At 54.6% G+C, this 19421-nt stretch carries 13 protein-coding genes; 12 read left to right on the top strand and 1 reads right to left on the bottom strand.

All coding sequences use genetic code 11. The features are described 5' to 3' along the window. Window positions 1-168: 168 nt before the first annotated feature. The 11 genes from E6C55_RS15785 to E6C55_RS15735 all read left to right on the top strand — a co-directional run bounded on the left by E6C55_RS15785 (window position 169) and on the right by E6C55_RS15735 (window position 17725). The gene (locus tag E6C55_RS15785; protein WP_136370769.1) at window positions 169-1275 is read left to right on the top strand and encodes a GntR family transcriptional regulator; all 1107 of its coding nucleotides are present in this window, start codon (window positions 169-171) and stop codon (window positions 1273-1275) included. Window positions 1276-1465: 190 nt separating this feature from the next. Then, a complete protein-coding gene (locus E6C55_RS15780; protein WP_168735669.1) occupies window positions 1466-6025 on the top strand; it encodes an S-layer homology domain-containing protein in 4560 nt (1519 codons plus the stop codon). Between the two features lie 198 nt (window positions 6026-6223). Beyond that, complete coding sequence (locus E6C55_RS15775) at window positions 6224-7882, top strand: type 2 periplasmic-binding domain-containing protein (protein WP_136370767.1); 1659 nt, start codon at window positions 6224-6226, stop codon at window positions 7880-7882. Between the two features lie 84 nt (window positions 7883-7966). Then, entirely contained in the window at window positions 7967-8869 is a 903-nt protein-coding gene (locus tag E6C55_RS15770) for an ABC transporter permease (protein ID WP_136370766.1), read from the top strand. Between the two features lie 6 nt (window positions 8870-8875). Further along, entirely contained in the window at window positions 8876-9766 is an 891-nt protein-coding gene (locus E6C55_RS15765) for a carbohydrate ABC transporter permease (RefSeq protein ID WP_407923738.1), read from the top strand. Between the two features lie 26 nt (window positions 9767-9792). After that, window positions 9793-11445, top strand: a complete 1653-nt coding sequence (locus E6C55_RS15760) for a glycoside hydrolase family protein (RefSeq protein ID WP_136370765.1) — start codon at window positions 9793-9795, stop codon at window positions 11443-11445. Between the two features lie 34 nt (window positions 11446-11479). Then, the gene (locus tag E6C55_RS15755; protein WP_211093591.1) at window positions 11480-12382 is read left to right on the top strand and encodes a sugar phosphate isomerase/epimerase family protein; all 903 of its coding nucleotides are present in this window, start codon (window positions 11480-11482) and stop codon (window positions 12380-12382) included. Window positions 12383-12416: 34 nt separating this feature from the next. After that, window positions 12417-13580, top strand: coding sequence for a carbohydrate kinase family protein (locus E6C55_RS15750; RefSeq protein WP_168735668.1), 1164 nt, complete (start codon window positions 12417-12419; stop codon window positions 13578-13580). After that, window positions 13577-15001: an L-fucose/L-arabinose isomerase family protein gene (locus tag E6C55_RS15745; RefSeq protein ID WP_136370763.1), complete on the top strand. Its 1425-nt coding sequence runs from the start codon at window positions 13577-13579 to the stop codon at window positions 14999-15001. The genes E6C55_RS15750 and E6C55_RS15745 overlap by 4 nt, the downstream gene beginning before the upstream one ends. 449 nt (window positions 15002-15450) lie before the next feature. After that, entirely contained in the window at window positions 15451-16932 is a 1482-nt protein-coding gene (locus E6C55_RS15740) for a stalk domain-containing protein (protein ID WP_136370762.1), read from the top strand. Window positions 16933-17188: 256 nt separating this feature from the next. Next, window positions 17189-17725, top strand: a complete 537-nt coding sequence (locus E6C55_RS15735; protein ID WP_136370761.1) for a type III toxin-antitoxin system ToxN/AbiQ family toxin — start codon at window positions 17189-17191, stop codon at window positions 17723-17725. A 27-nt stretch (window positions 17726-17752) separates the two neighbouring features. Here E6C55_RS15735 and E6C55_RS15730 read toward each other — a convergent pair whose 3' ends face one another. Next, window positions 17753-18016 (bottom strand): sensor histidine kinase, encoded by a 264-nt coding sequence (locus tag E6C55_RS15730; protein WP_136370760.1) that lies wholly within the window; start codon window positions 18014-18016, stop codon window positions 17753-17755. A 168-nt stretch (window positions 18017-18184) separates the two neighbouring features. Here E6C55_RS15730 and E6C55_RS15725 point away from each other — a divergent pair, with 168 nt between their 5' ends. Next, window positions 18185-19330 carry an MBL fold metallo-hydrolase gene (locus tag E6C55_RS15725; RefSeq protein ID WP_136370759.1) on the top strand — a complete coding sequence of 382 codons (1146 nt, stop codon included), beginning with the start codon at window positions 18185-18187 and terminating at the stop codon, window positions 19328-19330. The last annotated feature ends 91 nt before the right edge of the window (window positions 19331-19421 follow it).

Raw genomic sequence — 19421 nt, 5'->3', positions numbered from 1 at the left:
GAAATTGGTGGACGATCCGGAACGATCCGGGACGAGCGGGGGAACGAAGGGGACACCAACAAGGTCGTTCGCCGGCAAGAAGCCGACATGTGATTGATGTGATATGTCAATTATGATATAGTTGTCATATCATTCGAGTGGGTGCGTGTGGAGGAGAGTCATATTAACATGAAATCAAACGGGAAGCTGCCGCTTTATTCGCAAATCCAGCTCAATATGAGTGAGAAAATCACCTCCGGCGAATGGCCGGCACATTATCAAATTCCGTCCGAGAAGGAAATCGGCGAACAATTCGGCGTTAGTCGAATCACCGCCAAGAACGCCGTAATGGGATTGGTGAACGAGGGGCTGTTATATCGTCATCGGGGGAAGGGAACGTTCGTGGCGGAACGGAAACGGGCGGAAATAACCGAGATCGTCGAGCCTGAACCTGAAAAAAAGAAAAAAATCATCGGTTTTATGTTCCATTGGATGGAAGTGCACTATGGGGCCCAATTGTTCGCCGGCGTCGAAACCGCGTTGAACGAGCTGGGCTACCTTGTCATTTATAAAAGAGTAGCCTCCTTTGAGAATGAATCTCAGGCATTGCGCGAGCTTTTGGATGTGCCGGTGAGCGGCCTAATTGTTTTTGCCAATTCGGAAGAGCACTTTAACGACGATATCATTCGTCTTGCCTTGAACAAGTATCCGCTCGTGCTCGTTGAGAAAACAATGCGCGACATCCGTACGAATAGCGTCTATTGCGATACGGAGCGGGCCGGCGCGCTGATGGCCGAGTATTTGTTGAATAAGGGATTGCGCGAGATCGGATTGATTACCTATCCTTCGTCGTTTACGTATGGCGTCAAAGAGAGAATATTCGGCTTCCAGGCAGGGCTGGTCAATGGCGGCGTCAAGCCGCTGTCCGAGGATGGCATATTGACGCTGCGACCCAATGATCTGATTATGCCGGGATGGGCGCAGCCGAGAGAGACGGTGCCCGACAGCATCGTGGAATTTATTAAACAACGCCCTCAGCTTAACGCTATTGCCACGGTGGATGCGCTGTTGGCGAGATTTGTAAGCCTTGCCTGCGCCCAATTGAATCGTCGGGACGTTACGATCGTCTGCTGCGACGAGCCTAGCGGCTATTATGGCGGCATCGTGCCCGCCGCCTATGTCGATCAGTCCCCGCAGGAATTGGGAAGACGCTCTGCGAAGCTGCTAATCGATTGCATCGAACAAGCCGCAGAGCCGCAGACCATTAAAGTAGATCCTAAAATCATTGAAATATGATATCAATGATATAATTAATGAATTAAAATATATACTTTTTGTATAAAGATATATTGACCTATATAAATATTTTTGCTAACCTTATTTGTAAGCGCTTTTATGTATGTCCGGACCATACATAGGAGGCGGGCGAACTCCTGTCGACGAGAGGGAGCCTAGATCCGTTGCTTACGGAAAGGGGAGCAAGCGAATGAAATTAATGGCCAGGATAATTATTGCTTCATTGCTTGTATGCATGTCAGTCTCGCCTTATGTTGCCAGCGCTGCGATAACCGGGGTAGATCCGCTGATCGATCCGACGGTTAACCTGAATTCACAGCTTCCTGCGGAGTTGGATCAGGCGATGTCGAACGACGGGATGCCAACGGGCGTATTCATTGCAGGTGCAATCGGCTCCAGCTCCTACGGCATTGCCTCCGATTCCGAAGGCGCGATTTACTACGCCGATTATTCCGGGAAAATCAAAAAAACAGTGCCGGATCGCTTTGGTTATGTGTCGCTGTTCTCCGCAACGACGGAGATGGATATCGGAGTGCCTCAACTGTATGCGATTGCCGTGAACGCGGACGGCAACATCGTTTATGGCATCGACAGCGATGGGACCGACGGCTATGTCGGAATTTACGATCCGATCACAGGCGGCAAGACGGTCATCATTCCGAATTTGACGCACCCCAGACAAATCGCTCTGGATAAATACGATAACGTATATGTCGTGTGCGAGAACGGGGCCGTGCTGAAGTGGACGCAAGACACGGGCAGCGTGTCCTCCGTTGCGGTATCGCTTGGCGGAGCGCAAGGCATCGCCGTCCTCGACGACGGTACGATTTACGTGCAGACGTACAGCCAGCATAGCGACGTGCCGCTTATCGGCGTCTCTTATTCCGGCGGGAAGCTGTATCGCATCACGCAAGCGGGCAAAGTGACCGCCGTTGCCGGGGGAGATTCCCGATATGTGTGGCGCGGCCGCGGCTTGATTACGGATGACAAAGGTTATTTGTATGTAGTCGGGGAGTCCAATGCCTGGGATAACGGCAATTCCGCGTTGCTTGCGCGGTTTAATCCGGGCAATAATGTAATGACTCCGATGTTGACGGGACTCGATTACACCACCTACCAGACGATTGGAGCCGACGGCAGATTCTATATGCCGCTCGCGCGTGACGGTTATTTGGTCGCTTATAGTTCGGCAGCGGCAGCGCAGTTTGTCGAACAGACCTGGTCAGGCGTCAGCGGAACAAGGATATCGACGTACGGAGGCTCCTACTCGCAAACAAATGATAGCGCTTCCAATCTGGATCTTCAAATCGGCAGTCTGACGTTGACCGGCGAGGCTGCTCTGGAGAGCGGGCATAACAAGCTGTCCGGATGGGTCAAGGTGCCGGGCTCCGCGTTGCCCGAAGTAAGCAAGGTCGTCATTCCTCATCCGGAAGTTGCGCCTATGCCCGGCATGTACGCCCTCCCGGAGGTTGATGCAACCGCGTCTTCCGGCGAGGTGCGAACCGCGGTTATACCGCTTCGCGTGCATGAGCGGGCGCGCTGGCCGATGATCGATATTTACACCCACGCTTTGGATTATAGCGAAGGAATCGATTCTTATTTGGTTTATTTCGAATGGACGCCGTATGATCCGGATACTTATACGCTTCCGGAAGGCTTCGAGGCCGACGCGTTCTACGATTCTTCATTGAGCCCCGCCGGTCTTCCTGTCGATAATGGCAGCGCCACCTATTTTGACTTTTCCGCCTCAACTTCGAATGTGACGCGAACAGGGAACGTCAGTACGATCCAGTTCAATGGGGGCAACGCTTATACGCTGAGCACGGCCTCCGAACTGGCGTTCAGAATCCGGCTGAATGGCGATGCAGCCAGCTATGGAGGCTGGGTCGGCATGTCCCTTGATAATCTCGGCCCGAGCGGCTTGGGCAACGGCAGAGGATTGCGCAGCATTCTGTGGGCGGACAATCGATTGTCGGTAACCTCGCGTGTCGTCGATACGGCAATGGGCAAAGGCTGGGATGCGGCAGCCGCCTCGCAACAATTGCACGACGGAAGCTTGCTGGGCAGCGGCGACTCCGATGTTCAACTGGCGGACCATGAGTGGCATGAGGTTGTCGTGAACAATACGGGCGGAGTCTGGTCAATGACCATTGACGGTTATGAGGTTATGACGCAGAAGTATCCGGCTGCCGACGAAGAGATGACGTACATGCTGCGAGGCGTCAATAGCACGTACTTGAATTTCTTCAGCGCGAACAACCAAGGGGAGATCGAAGTGGAGCAGCTTCTGCCCAAGCAACCGCTGGATTTCGGCGAGTCATCTGCGACGGTAGCGAAGAACGGCAATATTCACGAGATTTCTTTTGACGGTTACAGTGCTTACAGTATATCCACCGCTTCCGAGTTGTCGTTCAAGATCAGGACAATCGACAATGCGTCGGTCTATGGCGGCTGGATCGGTCTCTCGCTGGATAACACGGGGCACAGCGGGCTTGGAGAAGGGGAAGGCTTGCGGACCATTCTATGGGAGGGGGCGGGTCTTCCTGTTACCGCCAGAGTTGTGGATACGGGAGCGGGCCAAGGCTGGGATGCCGTAAGCGCGACACAGCAACTGCACGACGGACCGTTGCAAGACGCCGGCGCCATGACGGAGAATCTGTTCGACGGCCAGTGGCACGAGGTGAAGATTGGCAGCGACGAAGGCGTATGGCAGATGAGTGTCGACGGCTATGAGGTGTTCACCAATAAGTATGCGAATGCGGATAACGATCTGTCGGCCATGCTGGAGGGCACCAATCGCACGTACTTGACCTTATTCAGCTCAAGCTTGCAAGGCAGTATCGAGGTGGAAGAGACGAAGTCGGACAAGGAATTCGATTTCTCGAATTCGACGGCTGTTGTGCACCAGAACAGAGACGAGAGCACCATTACATTCGCGGGCAATTCCGCCTATACGCGGGTTACCGGATCGGATGTCGCCTTCAAGGTCAGGTTCGACAGTTCGGACTATGACTGGGTGGGCTTCTCGCTCGACAACACCGGCTCAAGCGGCTTGGGGGATGGCCAGGGCTTGAAGGCCGTCTTGTTCGGAACGCCCGACGACAGCGGAAGCGAGCTTGCCGCGTATTCTCCGGCAACGATCAGAGTCGTCGATACGCTTGCCGGCCAAGGCTGGGATGCGGCAGCCGCGACACAGCAACTGCATGACGGGACGATTCTGTCCCCGGGAGACGAATTGGTCGCCTTTAATGACGGCGATTGGCATGCTGTGCAGATCAAACGGATTGACGGCGTATGGCACATACGGATCGATGGCAAGTCTGCCATTACGACGACGTACAACGGGGCGGATGGAGATCTGACTGCGATGCTCGGAGGGACTGGTCAGACGTACTTGACGTTCTTCACGTCATCCGGCAACGGAACGATATCCGTAGCGCCGATTGCCAATCTGACGGAGGACCCCGGGCAGAGCGAAGAACCCGAACAATCCGAGGAGCCCGAGGAATCGGAAGAGCCCGAGTCCTCGGTCAACGGCTCCGGGACAACCGGGATAAGTTCGGATATCCGTGTGGATGCGGCGGGACGAGTGGCGATTGCGGCGACAACCCGTTATGATCCGGCAACGGGAACGGTATCGGCGCAGCTCGCTCAATCCGTATTCGAACGCGCCGTTGCGTTAGGCGGCCAACAAGGAATAATGCCGCTTGCAATCGAAGTCGCCATTCCGCCGCAATCCGGTGCGAGAGCATACAGGCTTGTATTGCCGGTTGACGCGCTTCAATCGGCGACAACTAATCTGACGATCGATATGGTCACGGATCTCGGGAGGGTCTCGCTGCCCGGTCGAATGATGAACGGGATTTCGCTTCCCGAAGGCGCTCAACATATCGGGGTCGCGATAACGGAAGTGGCGGTGCCGCCGGACTTGCAGCCTGTCGTTGAGAGCCGCAAGGCGGTGGACATCTCTCTCGATGTGGACGGCCGCGCCTTCGCTTGGGCAAACAAGCGTGCGGTGGTCGAGGTGACCGTGCCTTATGCTCCTTCGCCGGAGGAGCTTGAGGAACCGGAGCACTTAACGATTCGGTACCTGGATGAGAGCGGTGCCGTCGTACCTGTACCAAGCGGGCGGTATAACGAACAGGAACAGGCGATGACCTTCCGCACGAATCATTTCAGTACGTATGCCGTCGTAACCGTCCATAAAGAATTTACGGATCTGGCACGATATGGCTGGGCGGAACACGCAATCGAAGTGCTGGCTTCGAAGGGCTATTTTCCAGAGAGCGCAACTTCCCGATTCCATCCCGAGTTGTCCGTGACGAGAGCGGAGTTTGTGGCGTTGCTGGTCGAGGCGCTCGGGCTGACGGCAGAAGCTGACGGCAGCTTTGCGGATGTTGCACCGGCTGCTGCTTACTACGAGGAGATCGGAATCGCGCGCAAGCTCGGTATCGTCAAAGGGACGAACGGCGGGAACTTCATGCCGAACGAAGTGCTGACGCGGCAAGACATGTTCGTGCTGACGGAGCGAGCCCTGGCTTGGAAGGAGGGACGGGACCCGAGCGACGGAATCGCCGCCATCCCGATGCCGTTCGCCGATAGCCGGCTTATCGCGCCGTATGCAGCCGGAAGCGTGGCGTCGTTGGTCGAGCAAGGGATCATTCTGGGCGACGGCGCGAAGCTGAATCCGGCCTCTGTCGTCAATCGGGCGCAAACGGCGACCTTGATGTATCGGCTGTATAATGAATAATTTTTAACATGATATATAAGATATATTGACAATACATTATTGATAATTTATTATTTATGTAAGCGGTTAACACGCCTATTATAAGGAGTTATGACGAATGGGATGATATATCATTAAGAGGGGGTTCTGAGGGTATCGGCATTGGCAATGGGTGGAGTTGAAGGATGATTTATCTAATATGCTAAGGGGAGAATACAAATGAAGCTCAACAGAACGTTCGTATCCGTACTGGTCGGCGTAATGGCGGTAGTGGCTGTATCTGCCTGCTCGAATGATTCATCCAACGAGAAGAACGCGTCTCCTTCAGGTTCCGCATCGCAAGCGGGATCGCCTGCATCGTCCGCAGCTTCGGCTGCCGGCCCGATCGAATTGACAAGCGTAAAGATGTTGGACCCCAACGTTACGTTCGCGGATGGAGAGGACATCGAGAACAATATTTGGACGCGTGCAGCCAAGGACGAATACGGCGTCACGATTACGTACAAATGGACGGCGCCATCGGCACAATATAGCGAGAAAGTCGCGTTAATGCTTGCGACCGGCGATCTTCCCGACTTCCTGCAGCTTGACGCGACCGGGTACGAGCAGGCGCTGAAGGCCGGACTGCTGGCAGACCTGACCGATGCCTACGAGAAGTATGCTTCCCCGGCACTGAAGGAACGAATGATGTTGGATGGCGGGGATGCCCTTCAGGCGGGGATGAAGGATGGGAAGATGTATGCCGTCGTCCAGGCCAACAGTTGGAAGACCGACTCCGAGCAGATGCTGTACATTCGCAAGGACTGGTTGGACAAGTTGAATCTGGAGGCGCCCAAGACAATAGACGACGTCATGAGAATTGCGGAAGCGTTTACCAAGCAAGATCCGGACGGGAACAACGCCGATGACACGATCGGGCTCGGGATGACCCTGAACAATTACTTCGGATTTCTGAACGGCAATAACGCTTACCGCAGCATTTGGATGCCGGATGGCTCCGGCAATCTTGTGTACAGCAGCATTCAGCCGGAGATGCGCGATGCGTTGCTCAAGCTGCAGCAGATGTATAAGAACGGGTACATCGACCCGGAATTCTACACGAAGGGCATGGATGTTGTCAAAACCGATATTACGAACGGCAAGATCGGCATGATTTACGACAACTATGTCGCACCGCTTAATTTGATGGATTCCTGGGACAAGGATAAGAACGCCGATTGGATCGTCGTGCCGCAACCGGCTCTGACCGAAGCTGAATATCCGGCCAAAAGCGAAGTGAAAAACGGATTCTCGTATTATCTGGTCGCGAGCAAGAACATCAAGAATCCCGAAGCCTTCATCAATATGATCAATCTGTTCGTAGACAAGCAGAGCAACGATTCCAGTTATGTGACGGATTCGGAGGGGCGAATGGTTCACAATTATGCCCCCGCCAATATCAGCACGCCGGACGGCAACTTGTACAATCAGCGTCTAATCGCCAAGGCCATCGAATCGGGAGACCCGGAGGGATTGCTGACCGGCAGCAATACAGCTCAAGCCAAGCAAAATTACGAGAACGTCATTCGCCTGCAGGAAGGCAGCACGGACAAGACCGATTGGGGGCTCGGGAAGATATTCGGACCGGAATCTTCGCTTTCCGTACTGGATCAGTACTATTTCACGCCTGCGCATTACGTCAAGAACGAGTTTTACGGCGCACCTACGCCAGCAATGGTCAAATACAGCGCAACGCTTAACGATCTCGAGGACCAGACGTTTACCAAAATCATAACAGGCACGTCGATCGATTCCTTCGATAAGTTCGTGGATAATTGGCACTCTCTGGGCGGGGACGAAATCACCAAAGAAGTCAATGCGTTCTATCAATCCCGTTAAGCGTGGACCGATGGCAATTGGGCGGTACCCGAAGGAAGAGCCTAAAGCTCTTCCTTCGGAATTCAGCACGATAGGAGACGGGCAATGAAAGAAAGCAAACGACCTCGCAATCGTTCGGCCGCGGCCCTTCACCTGATGATCTTGCCGGCGCTTGCGCTGCTGCTCGTATACAGCTACGGGCCAATGCTCGGGCTCGTCATGGCCTTCCAGGACTTCACGCCGGCACAAGGCTGGTTCGGTTCTCCCTGGGTTGGAATGGACAACTTCAAATACGTGTTCTCGCTCCCGAATTTTAAGCAAGTCGTTTGGAACACCTTGTTTATTTCCATTATGGAGATCGCGCTCGGTCAAATCCTGGCGCTGGTCGTTACGTTATTGCTGAATGAAGTGAAGAACGGGTTCAAAAGGACGGTTCAGACGATTATCTATATTCCGCATTTTCTGTCCTGGATTATATTGGGCGGGATCTTGCTTGAGGTGCTGTCGCTGAGCGGCATCGTCAATATGTTCCTGCATCGTCTCGGGATCGAGCCGATATCGTTTCTTGGAGATTCCTCGATTTTCCCCTGGACGTTGATCTTCTCGCATCTATGGAAGGAAGTCGGGTTTGCGACGATTATTTTCCTGGCTGCTCTTAGCAGCATCAATCCTCAGCTTTATGAAGCTGCCGAGATCGACGGGGCCGGCCGGCTGCGGAAGATGTGGAACGTGACCTTGCCGGGAATGGCGCCGATTATCATCTTGGCTGCCGTGTTGAGCATAGGTAACTTGCTTAATGCCGGATTCGATCAGGTCTTTACGCTTTATAATCCTGTCGTATACGACACGGGCGACATTATCGACACATTCGTCTACCGCTTGGGATTGGTGCAATCGCATTATTCGCTTGCCACCGCCGTCGGCATCTTCAAGTCGACGATCTCGTTCACCTTCGTTGCATTGTCGTATTATCTGGCGTATCGCTTGGCCGACTATCGTATTTTCTAGAAGGAGGTGACCGGATTGAGTTCAAGACCATTGCACAGGATAGCGGATGCGGTCATCTACCTTGTTCTTGCGGTGTTGGCATTAGTGTGCTTGGCGCCATTCATGAATACGCTGGCCATGTCGTTCAGCGCCAGCAGTGCCATCGATGCTCGCGAGGTCGTGTTTATCCCCAAGGGATTCCATCTGTACGCCTACCAATATTCTCTGGGGAAACCCGAGTTTCTGCGATCTATCGGCATCTCCATCGAACGAATATTGCTGGGCGTCCCGTTAAGCATGCTGCTGTCGGTGCTTGCCGCTTACCCGCTCTCAAGGGAACGGGGGGTATTCCGCGGCCGAACCGTGTATGCGTGGATCTTCGTATTTACCATTCTGTTCTCGGGCGGGCTGATCCCCTCCTACATGCTCGTGTATAAGACGGGGCTGATCGATACGATCGGCGCGCTTATTATCCCGGGTGCGGTTCCTGTGTTTAACATTGTGCTATTGCTGAACTTCTTTCGCGGGATTCCCAAGGAGATCGGAGAAGCCGCGTTCATTGACGGCGCCGGCCATTGGAAAAGCTTGTTCGCCATTTATATTCCGCTATCTGCGGCCGTACTTGCGACAACGGCGTTGTTCAGCTTCGTCGGGCATTGGAATTCCTGGTTCGACGGAATTATCTACATGAACTCGGATCGCAATTATCCGCTGCAGAGCTACTTGCAGACGTTGGTGCTCAAGACCGATTTGGCATCGGTTGCGTTCAACAGCACCGTTCAAGGGTATGAGCTTCTATCCAATAAGAACATAAAGGCGGCGCAAGTGATCGTCGGAGCGGTACCGGTGCTGATCATTTACCCCTTCCTGCAAAGATATTTCTCCAAGGGTATCGTACTCGGCAGCGTCAAAGACTAATTCGAACTAGAGGGGAACTGAGCGACATGAGATCAATCGGATATCGCAATGTTCAGATGAAAGGCGATCTGTGCGCGCGCAATGTGAAAAATTACGCCAGAATGCACGACCGGCTCTACAGGCCCGGTGTCGTTGGGACGAAGGAAGCCGAGAATGTAGGCTGGCCGGGGGATTGGGAAGGCCGTACGATTCTTGCGCTTACCCTGCTTGCGCAATCGATCGATTCGGAGCCCGCTTATCTGGAGGAGATCGTCGAAGAAATTCTGGATAATTGCAACGCGGGCGGCTACCGTGGAGACCTGCTCGTTCCGGACGCGATCAATGAACAACAGATGGCCGGACACGGCTGGCTGCTGCGCGGACTGGTGGAGTATTACCGATGGAAGGGCGACGGGCGCGTGCGCTCTTCGATTCAACAAATCGTGAACAATTTGTATCTTCCGCTTGCGGGTCACTTCGCCAATTATCCGGTAAGGCAAGAGGAACGGGAGTTCCATCAGGGCGAAGCGGCAGGAAGCTTGGCGGACAAGGTTAACGAGTGGCTGCTGTCCACGGATATCGGCTGCGTATTTATTTCCTTGGATGGACTGTCCCAAGCTTACGAGGAACTGAGGGACCCCGCTTTGGGGCAGTTGCTCGAGGAAATGATGGGCGTGTTTTTCACAATCGATTTTACCGGTATTACCGCTCAAACACATGCTTCCCTGACCGGTATGCGCGGGGTCGTGCGCATGTATGAAGTGACGGGCCAAGCAAGTCTGCTGGAGCAAGCCTTGTCGTTCTTCAAGCTCTACAAATCGGAGGGCATGACCGAGAACTACGCGAATTTCAACCTGTTCCGTACGCCATCCTGGACCGAGCCGTGCGGCATCATCGATTCCTACATGCTTGCGCTCTCCTTGTGGGAGCATACGGGGAACGAGGAGCTGCTGGAGGAAGCGCATGCGATCTGGCATAACGGGGTGGAGCGCGGGCAACGTCCGAATGGCGGCTTCGGTTGCGATACGACCGTCGAAGACGGGCATGTTGCCATTCACAAAAACTACTATGAAGCCTATTGGTGCTGCACGATGAGAGGCGGAGAAGGACTCGGCGTTCCGATGCGCAAAGCTCTGTTTGAGACGGACGACCGCTTGCAGCTTCCTCTCTACGTGGACGGTATTTACAAACGCGAGCAGGGCGGACGCGAAGAGCTGCGAGTCGCCTCTTCTTACCCCTGCGAGGGAAGAATCGAACTGTCCGTGATGCAGGGCAGCGGCAGTCTCGTTCATATTGCCATGTTCGTGCCGTCTTGGGCACTTAACGTCAAGGTGGAGAAGAACGGTGCGGCAATCCCCTTCCGCCTCGAAGCCGGTTTTGCGAATTTCGAGGGGGAACTGCTGACCGGAACGGCCTTCACGCTGACATTCGATATTCCGTTGATGGCCGTGCCGACGCAAGGCAATCTGTATGCGGGCAGCGATCTGCACACGTTGAGGCACGGCTTGCTTGTGTTGGGGGCCGCTCGCCGTTATGAGGAGCGGGTGAATCCTTCCGCACTGGCTTATGCGGGCCAGGGGCGCTACACCGGTCCGGATCTGGATCTGCTCCCTCTGGGAGGAGCTTATCTGCTTGATGAGGCGACCTTGCGAGAGCAAAGCTATCAGGTGCTGTTCCGGGTCGGCCAGGCAGACGACTAGAATTCGATAGTAACCATTAGAAGGGAACAAGATTATGACTCTGAACCTGAAACTCGGCATCAATATGGGATTCGCCAGCAACAAGTACGTGGAACCGGAGGTGTGGACACGTATTGTCGGCGAAGAACTGGGATTGAAGTATGTCCAATTCGTCGCCGATTTATTGAACGTATTCCTGCCTGAGCCTATCGTCCGGCGCCAAGTGGAGCGAATCAACGAGAATGCACAGAAGTATGGAATCGAAATAACGAGTTCTTTTCTAAGCAGCTTCACGCGGGTCAATCACTTCATGAATCCGGACCCCGAGCAACGCAAGGTATGGCTGGATTGGTTCAAGAGATTCGCAAGCGTCTCCAGAGAGATGGGGGCGCTGTCGACCGGAGGGCATCTGGGCATTCTGACCTTCCACGATTATGACGACCCGCTGCGAAGGGAGACCATTATCAGGGAAGGGATCAAGCATTGGCAGGAGCTTAGCTGGTATTGCAAGGATATCGGCATGACGCATCTGATCTTCGAGCCGATGTCGGTTCCGAGAGAATTGGCCAATTCGGTAGAGGAGACCAAGGAGCTGTTGGAACGGTTGAACGCCGACGCCGGCATTCCGATTCGGCTCTGTCTGGACGTCGGTCACGCTCCGCATCCCGACGACCGCGACCCCTATCGATGGCTGAGAGAGCTGGGAGCGATGTCCCCCATCGTGCATATCCAGCAGACGGAGAAGGATCATAGTCGCCATTGGCCCTTCATCGAACCGTATAACGAGCAAGGCATCATTCGCCCGGACAAAGTTATCGAAGCGCTGGAGCAGTCGGGAGCAACCGACGTCGAATTGATCTTCGAACTCTATCATCGAGAGGCTTGGAGCTCGGAGTTCCGTATCATCGAGGATCACCGGCAATCGGTGGATTACTGGAGGCAATATGTTCGGCAATAAGGAGCAAACGGAGCGTCGGAGAGGGGACATATCCTTGCAGGCCGATGTTGTCGTGGCGGGGCATATTGCCGTGGACCTGATTCCGGCATTGTCCGATCGGGCCGGCGGCCTCACCTCGCTCAGACCCGGCCAGCTTGTTGAAGCCGGGGGAGCGGCGTTCAGCTCGGGAGGCTGCGTAGCCAATACCGGTCTGGCGCTCGATCGGATCGGCGTCCCCGTGAGGCTGATCGGTTGCATCGGGGACGATGAATTCGGCGAACTGACCTTGCGTGCGGTTCGCAGCGCGAATCCGGATTTGGTCTCGGGGCTGCAAGTCGTGCAGGGCGAGATCAGCTCCTATACCATTGTGCTCGAATCGCCCGGGATCGACCGGATATTCATTCACTGCCCCGGCGTGAATCATCGCTTCCGGTCGCAGCACGTTAGCCCGGAAGCGTTGCGGGGGGCGCGCCTGTTCCACTTTGGCTACCCTCCGCTGATGCGAAGCCTGTTCAGCGATCAAGGGGAAGAGATGGCCCTCATCATGGGCGAGGCTCGTCGGGCAGGGGCGATGACCTCGTTGGATATGGCGATGCCGGGGTCTGACGAGGCCCGTCGCGTCGATTGGCCGCGGTGGCTGCAGCGAGTGCTGCCGGAAGTGGATTTGTTCCTTCCAAGCTTGGATGAGCTGCGCGTCATGTTGCCTGGCTTAAGTGGACTTCCGATGGAAGTTGCGGTTCGGGAAGCGGCGGAACTGTTGCTCGATTGGGGGTGCGCCATCGTGGCGATCAAGCTCGGCGACTGCGGTATCTATTGCCGAACGGCGGGAGGCGACCGCTTGCAGCAAGTGCCTCATGCCTTCCTGTCGACAGCCGCGAACTGGAGATTGCGGGAGCTGTGGGCGCCGTGTTATCAAGTCGACGTCATCGGAACGACGGGAGCGGGCGACTGCACGATTGCCGGATTCATTCGGGGGATTGTAGCCGACCTGACGCTTGAAGAGACGCTGCAAAGCGCAACAGCCGTTGGCGCGTGCAGCGTAGAGGCTAAAGATGCGCTTGGCGGCTTGCATTCCTGGGAGGAGATCCGGGGTCGAATCGAAGAGGGATGGAAGCGGTCGGATAAAGGTCCCGAAGGCGAGGGCTGGAGCTGGAACTCCGCCATCCAGATCTGGCAAGGCAGACTCGATCAAGCTAACAAGAAGGAAGTGGACGAATGAGACAGGTTGTGCGATCCAAACCCGTTATAGGCGTTATCGTAGGCAATAGAGATTTTTTCCCGGATCATCTGGCAGCGTCAGGTCGTGCGACCATTCTGAAAGTCCTTGCAGAGGAAGGGTTGGAGGTCGTCATCGTCGGCGAACTCGAGACGAAGCACGGCGCAATCGAGACGCATGATGAAGCAAACATCTGCGCCAACTTATTTAAGGAGCACAGAGACCGATTGGACGGCGTGCTGATTACGCTGCCGAACTTCGGAGACGAGAAGGCGATTGCCCATGCCATTCGCAAGGCGGAACTGAAAGTCCCGGTTCTCGTACATGCCTTCAGCGACGAAGTCGCTTCGATGACGATTCGAGACCGCAGAGACAGCTTCTGCGGCAAGATGTCGCTCTGCAACAATCTGCAACAGTACGGCATCCCCTATACGCTCACTTCGCTTCATACGATGGACCCGGAGAGCGAAGCGTTCAGGAGCGACCTCCGACGTTTTGTCTCGACATGCGCAGTCGCCAAGTCGTTGAGAGCGGCCCGATTCGGTTCCATCGGCGCGCGTCCGGCGTCGTTCAATACGGTGCGCTACAGCGAACGTCTGTTGGAGCAGAGCGGCATCTCTATTGAAACGATCGATCTCTCGGAGATCTTCGGGCGAATCGGCAAAGTGAAGGAATCCGATCCAGCCGTGAAGCGCAAGCTGGAAGAAATCAATGCCTATATCGACATTCAAGGCTATCCGCTGGACAAAATCGTGAAGATGGCGTCGTTGGGTGTCGTGATCGATGATTGGATGGAAGACCAGGAACTGGATGCGACGGCCATTCAGTGTTGGACTTCCATGCAGGAATACTTTGGAATCGTCCCTTGTACATTGATGAGCATGATGAGCAGCGGGCTGCTGCCGAGCGCCTGCGAGGTGGATGTGCCGGGCCTGGTCGGGATGTACGCGCTGCAGCAAGCGTCGCGGAAGCCGAGCGCATTGCTGGATTGGAACAATAATTACGGCGATGATCCGGACAAGGGAGTTGTGTTCCATTGCAGCAACTTGCCCAAAGAAATGCTCGAAGCCATCCACATGGACTACCATGAGATCTTGTCCGGTACGGTCGGCAGAGAAAATACGTTCGGGACGCTGCAGGGGAGAATCAAAGATCGTTCCTTTACGTACTGCAAGGTAGCGACGGACGATCTGAATGGGCAAATTACCGCTTACTTGGGCGAAGGCGAGTTCACCAGTGATCCGTTGCAAACCTTCGGCGGTTATGGCGTCGTGCAGATTCCCCGGTTCCAGGAGCTGCTGCGCTATATTTGCGAGCAGGGCTTCGAGCACCACGTGGCGGTGAATTTGAATCAAGTGGCGCATTCGGTCAAGGAAGCATTCACCAAGTATTTAGGCTGGAAGGTCTATCATCACGCCAATTGATGGTTGGGCCTTGGACTCGGAACCCGTCTCAAATCAACCTTGCCGCCCCCGTCGGCCCCGCTGACCGCCGAATTTTATGCGAAAAATCACATTGGCGAAGCCCCATAACGGACACTTTGCACGGTTTTATGTGAAAAATAGCATACATGGCGGAGTTTCCGGCTCGAAGCGCCGTATGTATGCGAAAAACCGCATAAAACGCCGCGATTCCGCGCCGATCCAGGCTGACGAATGTGAAAAATCGCATAAAACCGTAAAGCTACCGTACCGGAGGAGCTAAGATCCCCTCCCCAATCCACAGAACCGTCAGGGCGATCCGCTCTGACGGTTATTCCTGTTGGGATATTATAGGTGGTCATCATCGAGCTTTGCTTATATAATTTGGTAGATATAATAGAAACAGATGGAAACGGATAGAAACAGATAGAGACAGAAGGAGGCATTCTTCCATGAGAATTAAATCGATAGCGGCTGCTCTTGCGATAGTCGGGGCTCTATCCTTAGGAACGCCATTCCCGTTATCCGGCGCGCAAGCGGAACCGGCGTCTGCGAAGGGCTGGAGCTCCATCGCGGTAGGAGCCAGCCACAGCTTGGCCGTCAAGAACGACGGGACCGTCTGGCAGTGGGGGGAGATTGCGATTTACAGCGGAGCCGAAGAAGGAGAGACCGTTCTGTCCGCACTCGTTCCCGAGCAGGTGTCGGGATTGACGGATGTGATCGCCGTGGCCGGAGGCCAGATTCATTCTCTTGCCCTTCGCGAGGATGGGACGGTATGGTCTTGGGGCGGCAATCATGACGGCGAGCTTGGCGACGGAACGGACAAGAGCCGGACCGTTCCGGCTCAAGTAGCCGGGCTTACGGACGTTGTTGCCATTGAGGCCGATTGGATACGAAGCTTCGCCGTGAAGAAGGATGGCACCGTGTGGGGATGGGGCGGATTCTACTACAGAGATTCGGAAGGCACGGTCCGGAATGCCAGCGTTCCCACGCAATTGAACGGGCTGAGCGACGTGGTCTCGATCTCATCGGGCTACGGGAGCTTCGTTGCGCTTAAGAAGGACGGGACCGTGTGGCAGTACCTGGAACAGTTAACGCAAATCCCGAACGTCGTCAATATGGTGCAAGTAGCCGTCGGCTCCCAATATACATACGGGCTCGACACCGATGGAACGGTATGGTATTGGGGCTCTAACGGAGAAGGGATGTCGAACGGGGTCTCCATGGCCGACGGCTCTGCCGCCCGCAAGTTGGAAGGGGCAACGGGCGTGGCCGCCATTCAGGCTTCGGCAGGCGGACCGCTGCTTCTTAAGAAGGACGGCACGGTCTGGGCGAGCGGGACGAATGCGGGAGGACAATTGGGCAACGGTTCCTTCCAATCGAGCGATACGCTTGTCCGGGTGACCGGCTTGAAGAAGATGACGAAGATCGCGGCCCATGGCATCGGCTTCCGCTCCATGGCCATTCGTGCGGACGGCACGCTATGGTCCTGGGGGGCTCCCTATCTGGGCGATGGAACGAAGTGGAACGGCAAAATCCCCGTAGCCATCGCAAGCTATCCGAATGAAACGATCGAGCAGGACCCGTACTTCGTTGAAGTGAACGGGAGCTATCTGCGAATGGACCAGCCTCCGATCAGTCAGGATGGACGAATTCTGGTGCCGTTAAGAGCCATATTCGAAGCGATGGGCGCAACCGTGGAGTGGAATTCGGCTGCCTCGACGATTACGGCAGAGAAGGGCAGCCTGACGATCCGGTTGACCGTCGGAGAGAAGACGGCTTGGGTGAACGGCCAGAAGCTGGCCATCGACGTTCCTCCGGCTATCGTCAACAATTCCGCCCTTGTTCCCGTCCGCTTCATCAGCGAGTCCCTCGGCGCCAAGACCGATTGGGATGCGAGCAGCAAGACGGTTATTATCGTGAGTGGAGAGTGAAGGTAAACCTAATTGACAAACAAATACCTTTTGTCATAGACTAGTTGTGTGAGGCATTGCTTCACAAATGCAAAAAGCAATAAGTCGGAGATTCTCAGCCGTATAAGTGAGAAGCGGAACAAGTTGGAGATTCTCAGCCATATAAGTGAGAAACGGAACAAGTCGGAGATCCTCTACCGTACAAGTGAGGGACCAAAAAAGCGCGTAAGGGTAGCCTAAAGCTACCCTTATTTTATTGGGAGCGAGGCCGGCGCCAATGGAGAAAACATTGAGAATATGTGCAATTCAGCCTGCGTACTTGCAATATCTACGGGTTTATGATCCGTTCGTTAGCTTGGATCCCACAGGAAATCGCAAGTTTGTAGGTATCATTCTTGAAGTGAATGGCCATAAATACTGCGCACCGCTCTCTTCCCCCAAACCAAAACATAGTATGATTTCCGAACACGCTCCCGACGTTGTGAAAATAGATGGCGGAAAATTGGGCGTTATTAACTTAAATAACATGATACCCATTCACGACTCAGCAATTATTGATATGGATATTTCTCAAGTTGCAGATGCAAAGTACCGCGGATTGTTAACAAATCAGGCATTATTCATCCGGTCGAAAGAAGAAGCAATAAAGAAAAAAGCCAGTCGGTTACATTCAATGATAAAAAGCAAAAAGCATCCTTCACTACATAAACGATGTTGCGATTTCTTGGCCCTTGAGGCAGCGGTGAGTAACTTTGGAGCTGTGACAACGCCAACTGTGGATGTGGCAGTTGGCATTGAACAAAATGATACATAAGTAAATCTCCCGCCAAGCCCCGCTCTCTCAAGGGAGCGGGGCTTGATTCGCATTCATGTAATCCTCCACCCGCATCTTCCTCAGCTTCATCTGGACGGTGAGTCCGCCGTACCCGTTCCCTTGGATGTGCAGGCCGTAGTCCGGGCCGTAGAACAGCTTCAGTCGTTGATGGAGGTTCTTGAGTCCGTAGCTCTCGTCGATCTGCCGGATCGGGTCGTTCAGTTGCTGATTCAGCGCATCGATCTCGTCCTTGCTCATTCCGAATCCGTTGTCCTCCATGAGGAGCAGCATGTTGCGATCGTCCAGCGCAGTTGACAGAGGCAAGAGAAATGTGTATGATGCTAACATACCCTATGGGGTATTAATTTTTACTCCAAATTATACCCTATAGGGTATATTGGACATCGGCAAAATCGTTCAGGCAATCGGGAATCTATTCTCTAAGGAGGAACAAGGACGATGGCAACAACGGCAATTCAAGCAATGACTGCTCAAGCGCTCGCCAAGATTATTCTGTCGTATGAGAAGCTATTTATTCTGGATGTTCGGAATACAGCGGAATTCGACAATTGGAAGATCGAAGGCGGTGCGACGGAGACCTTGAACATTCCTTACTTCGATCTGTTGGACGGGGTCGACGAGGCGCTTGGCCAGATTCCGGACGGCAGGGACATCCTGGTCGTGTGCGCCAAGGAAGGGTCTTCCGTCTTCGTGGCGGAACAGCTTGCCGAGGCCGGACGAACGGACGTCCATTATCTGAAGGGCGGGATGAAGGCCTGGAGCGAACATCTGGAGCCCGTGAAGGTTGGCGATCTGAAGGACGGAGGCGAACTGTATCAATTCGTTCGGATAGGGAAGGGCTGCTTGTCTTATATGGTATTGTCCGACGGGGAGGCCGCGGCGATCGACACGCTTCGTATGGTCGAGGTGTTCGAGCGATTCGCCAAGGACAAGGGCGCGACGATCAAACACACGCTCGATACGCATCTGCATGCCGATCACATCTCGGGCGGCAGACAGCTGGCGGAGAACGCCGGCGCGACTTACTGGCTTCCTCCGAAGGATGCGACGGAGGTTGTCTTCGAATACGAGCCTCTGGAGGAGGGCAAGGAGATAACGGTCGGCAGGTCCCGAATCCGCATCCAGCCGATCTATTCCCCCGGTCATACAATCGGAAGCACCTCCTTCATCGTTGATGATCAATACTTGCTGAGCGGGGATATTCTGTTCGTAGAGTCCATCGGTCGTCCGGACCTGGCCGGCAAGGCGGAGGATTGGGTGGCGGACCTGAGGACGACGCTGTACGAGACGTACAGAGGCCTGGCGGAGGAGTTGACCGTGCTTCCTGCGCACTTCGGCAAGGCCACCGAGTTGGGGGAAGGGGGCAAAGTGGCCGCTCGTCTCGGAGACCTGTTCAAGAGCAATCCGGGGCTTAACATTCGGAGCGACGAAGAGTTCAGGGCAGCCGTGACGAAGAACCTCCCGCCCCAGCCGAATGCCTATCAGGAGATTCGCCGAACGAATATGGGCAGGCTGACGCCGGACGAGGAAGAGCAACGGGAGATGGAGATGGGGCCGAACCGCTGCGCGGTGCACGATAAGTAGCCTTTTGCAAGACGGAGCTTTTTTTTGGCCAAAATAATACCCCGTTGGGTATTTAGGGCTCCGAGAGCCAACTCGTCATAGAGAAAGGATT

This window comes from Cohnella fermenti, assembly GCF_004801405.1.
GTDB classification, from domain to species: domain Bacteria; phylum Bacillota; class Bacilli; order Paenibacillales; family Paenibacillaceae; genus Cohnella; species Cohnella fermenti.
This window is presented reverse-complemented; position numbering and strand designations above follow the sequence as displayed.

Bases quoted from the DNA above. Each gene is read 5' to 3' on its own strand.
- E6C55_RS15740 (WP_136370762.1), top strand. From the start codon at position 15,451: ATGAGAATTAAATCGATAGCGGCTGCTCTTGCGATAGTCGGGGCTCTA.
- E6C55_RS15745 (WP_136370763.1), top strand. From the start codon at position 13,577: ATGAGACAGGTTGTGCGATCCAAACCCGTTATAGGCGTTATCGTAGGC.
- E6C55_RS15755 (WP_211093591.1), top strand. From the start codon at position 11,480: ATGACTCTGAACCTGAAACTCGGCATCAATATGGGATTCGCCAGCAAC.
- E6C55_RS15775 (WP_136370767.1), top strand. From the start codon at position 6,224: ATGAAGCTCAACAGAACGTTCGTATCCGTACTGGTCGGCGTAATGGCG.
- E6C55_RS15785 (WP_136370769.1), top strand. From the start codon at position 169: ATGAAATCAAACGGGAAGCTGCCGCTTTATTCGCAAATCCAGCTCAAT.
- E6C55_RS15760 (WP_136370765.1), top strand. From the start codon at position 9,793: ATGAGATCAATCGGATATCGCAATGTTCAGATGAAAGGCGATCTGTGC.
- E6C55_RS15730 (WP_136370760.1), bottom strand. From the start codon at position 18,016: ATGCTGCTCCTCATGGAGGACAACGGATTCGGAATGAGCAAGGACGAG.
- E6C55_RS15735 (WP_136370761.1), top strand. From the start codon at position 17,189: ATGGAGAAAACATTGAGAATATGTGCAATTCAGCCTGCGTACTTGCAA.
- E6C55_RS15725 (WP_136370759.1), top strand. From the start codon at position 18,185: ATGGCAACAACGGCAATTCAAGCAATGACTGCTCAAGCGCTCGCCAAG.
- E6C55_RS15780 (WP_168735669.1), top strand. From the start codon at position 1,466: ATGAAATTAATGGCCAGGATAATTATTGCTTCATTGCTTGTATGCATG.
- E6C55_RS15770 (WP_136370766.1), top strand. From the start codon at position 7,967: ATGAAAGAAAGCAAACGACCTCGCAATCGTTCGGCCGCGGCCCTTCAC.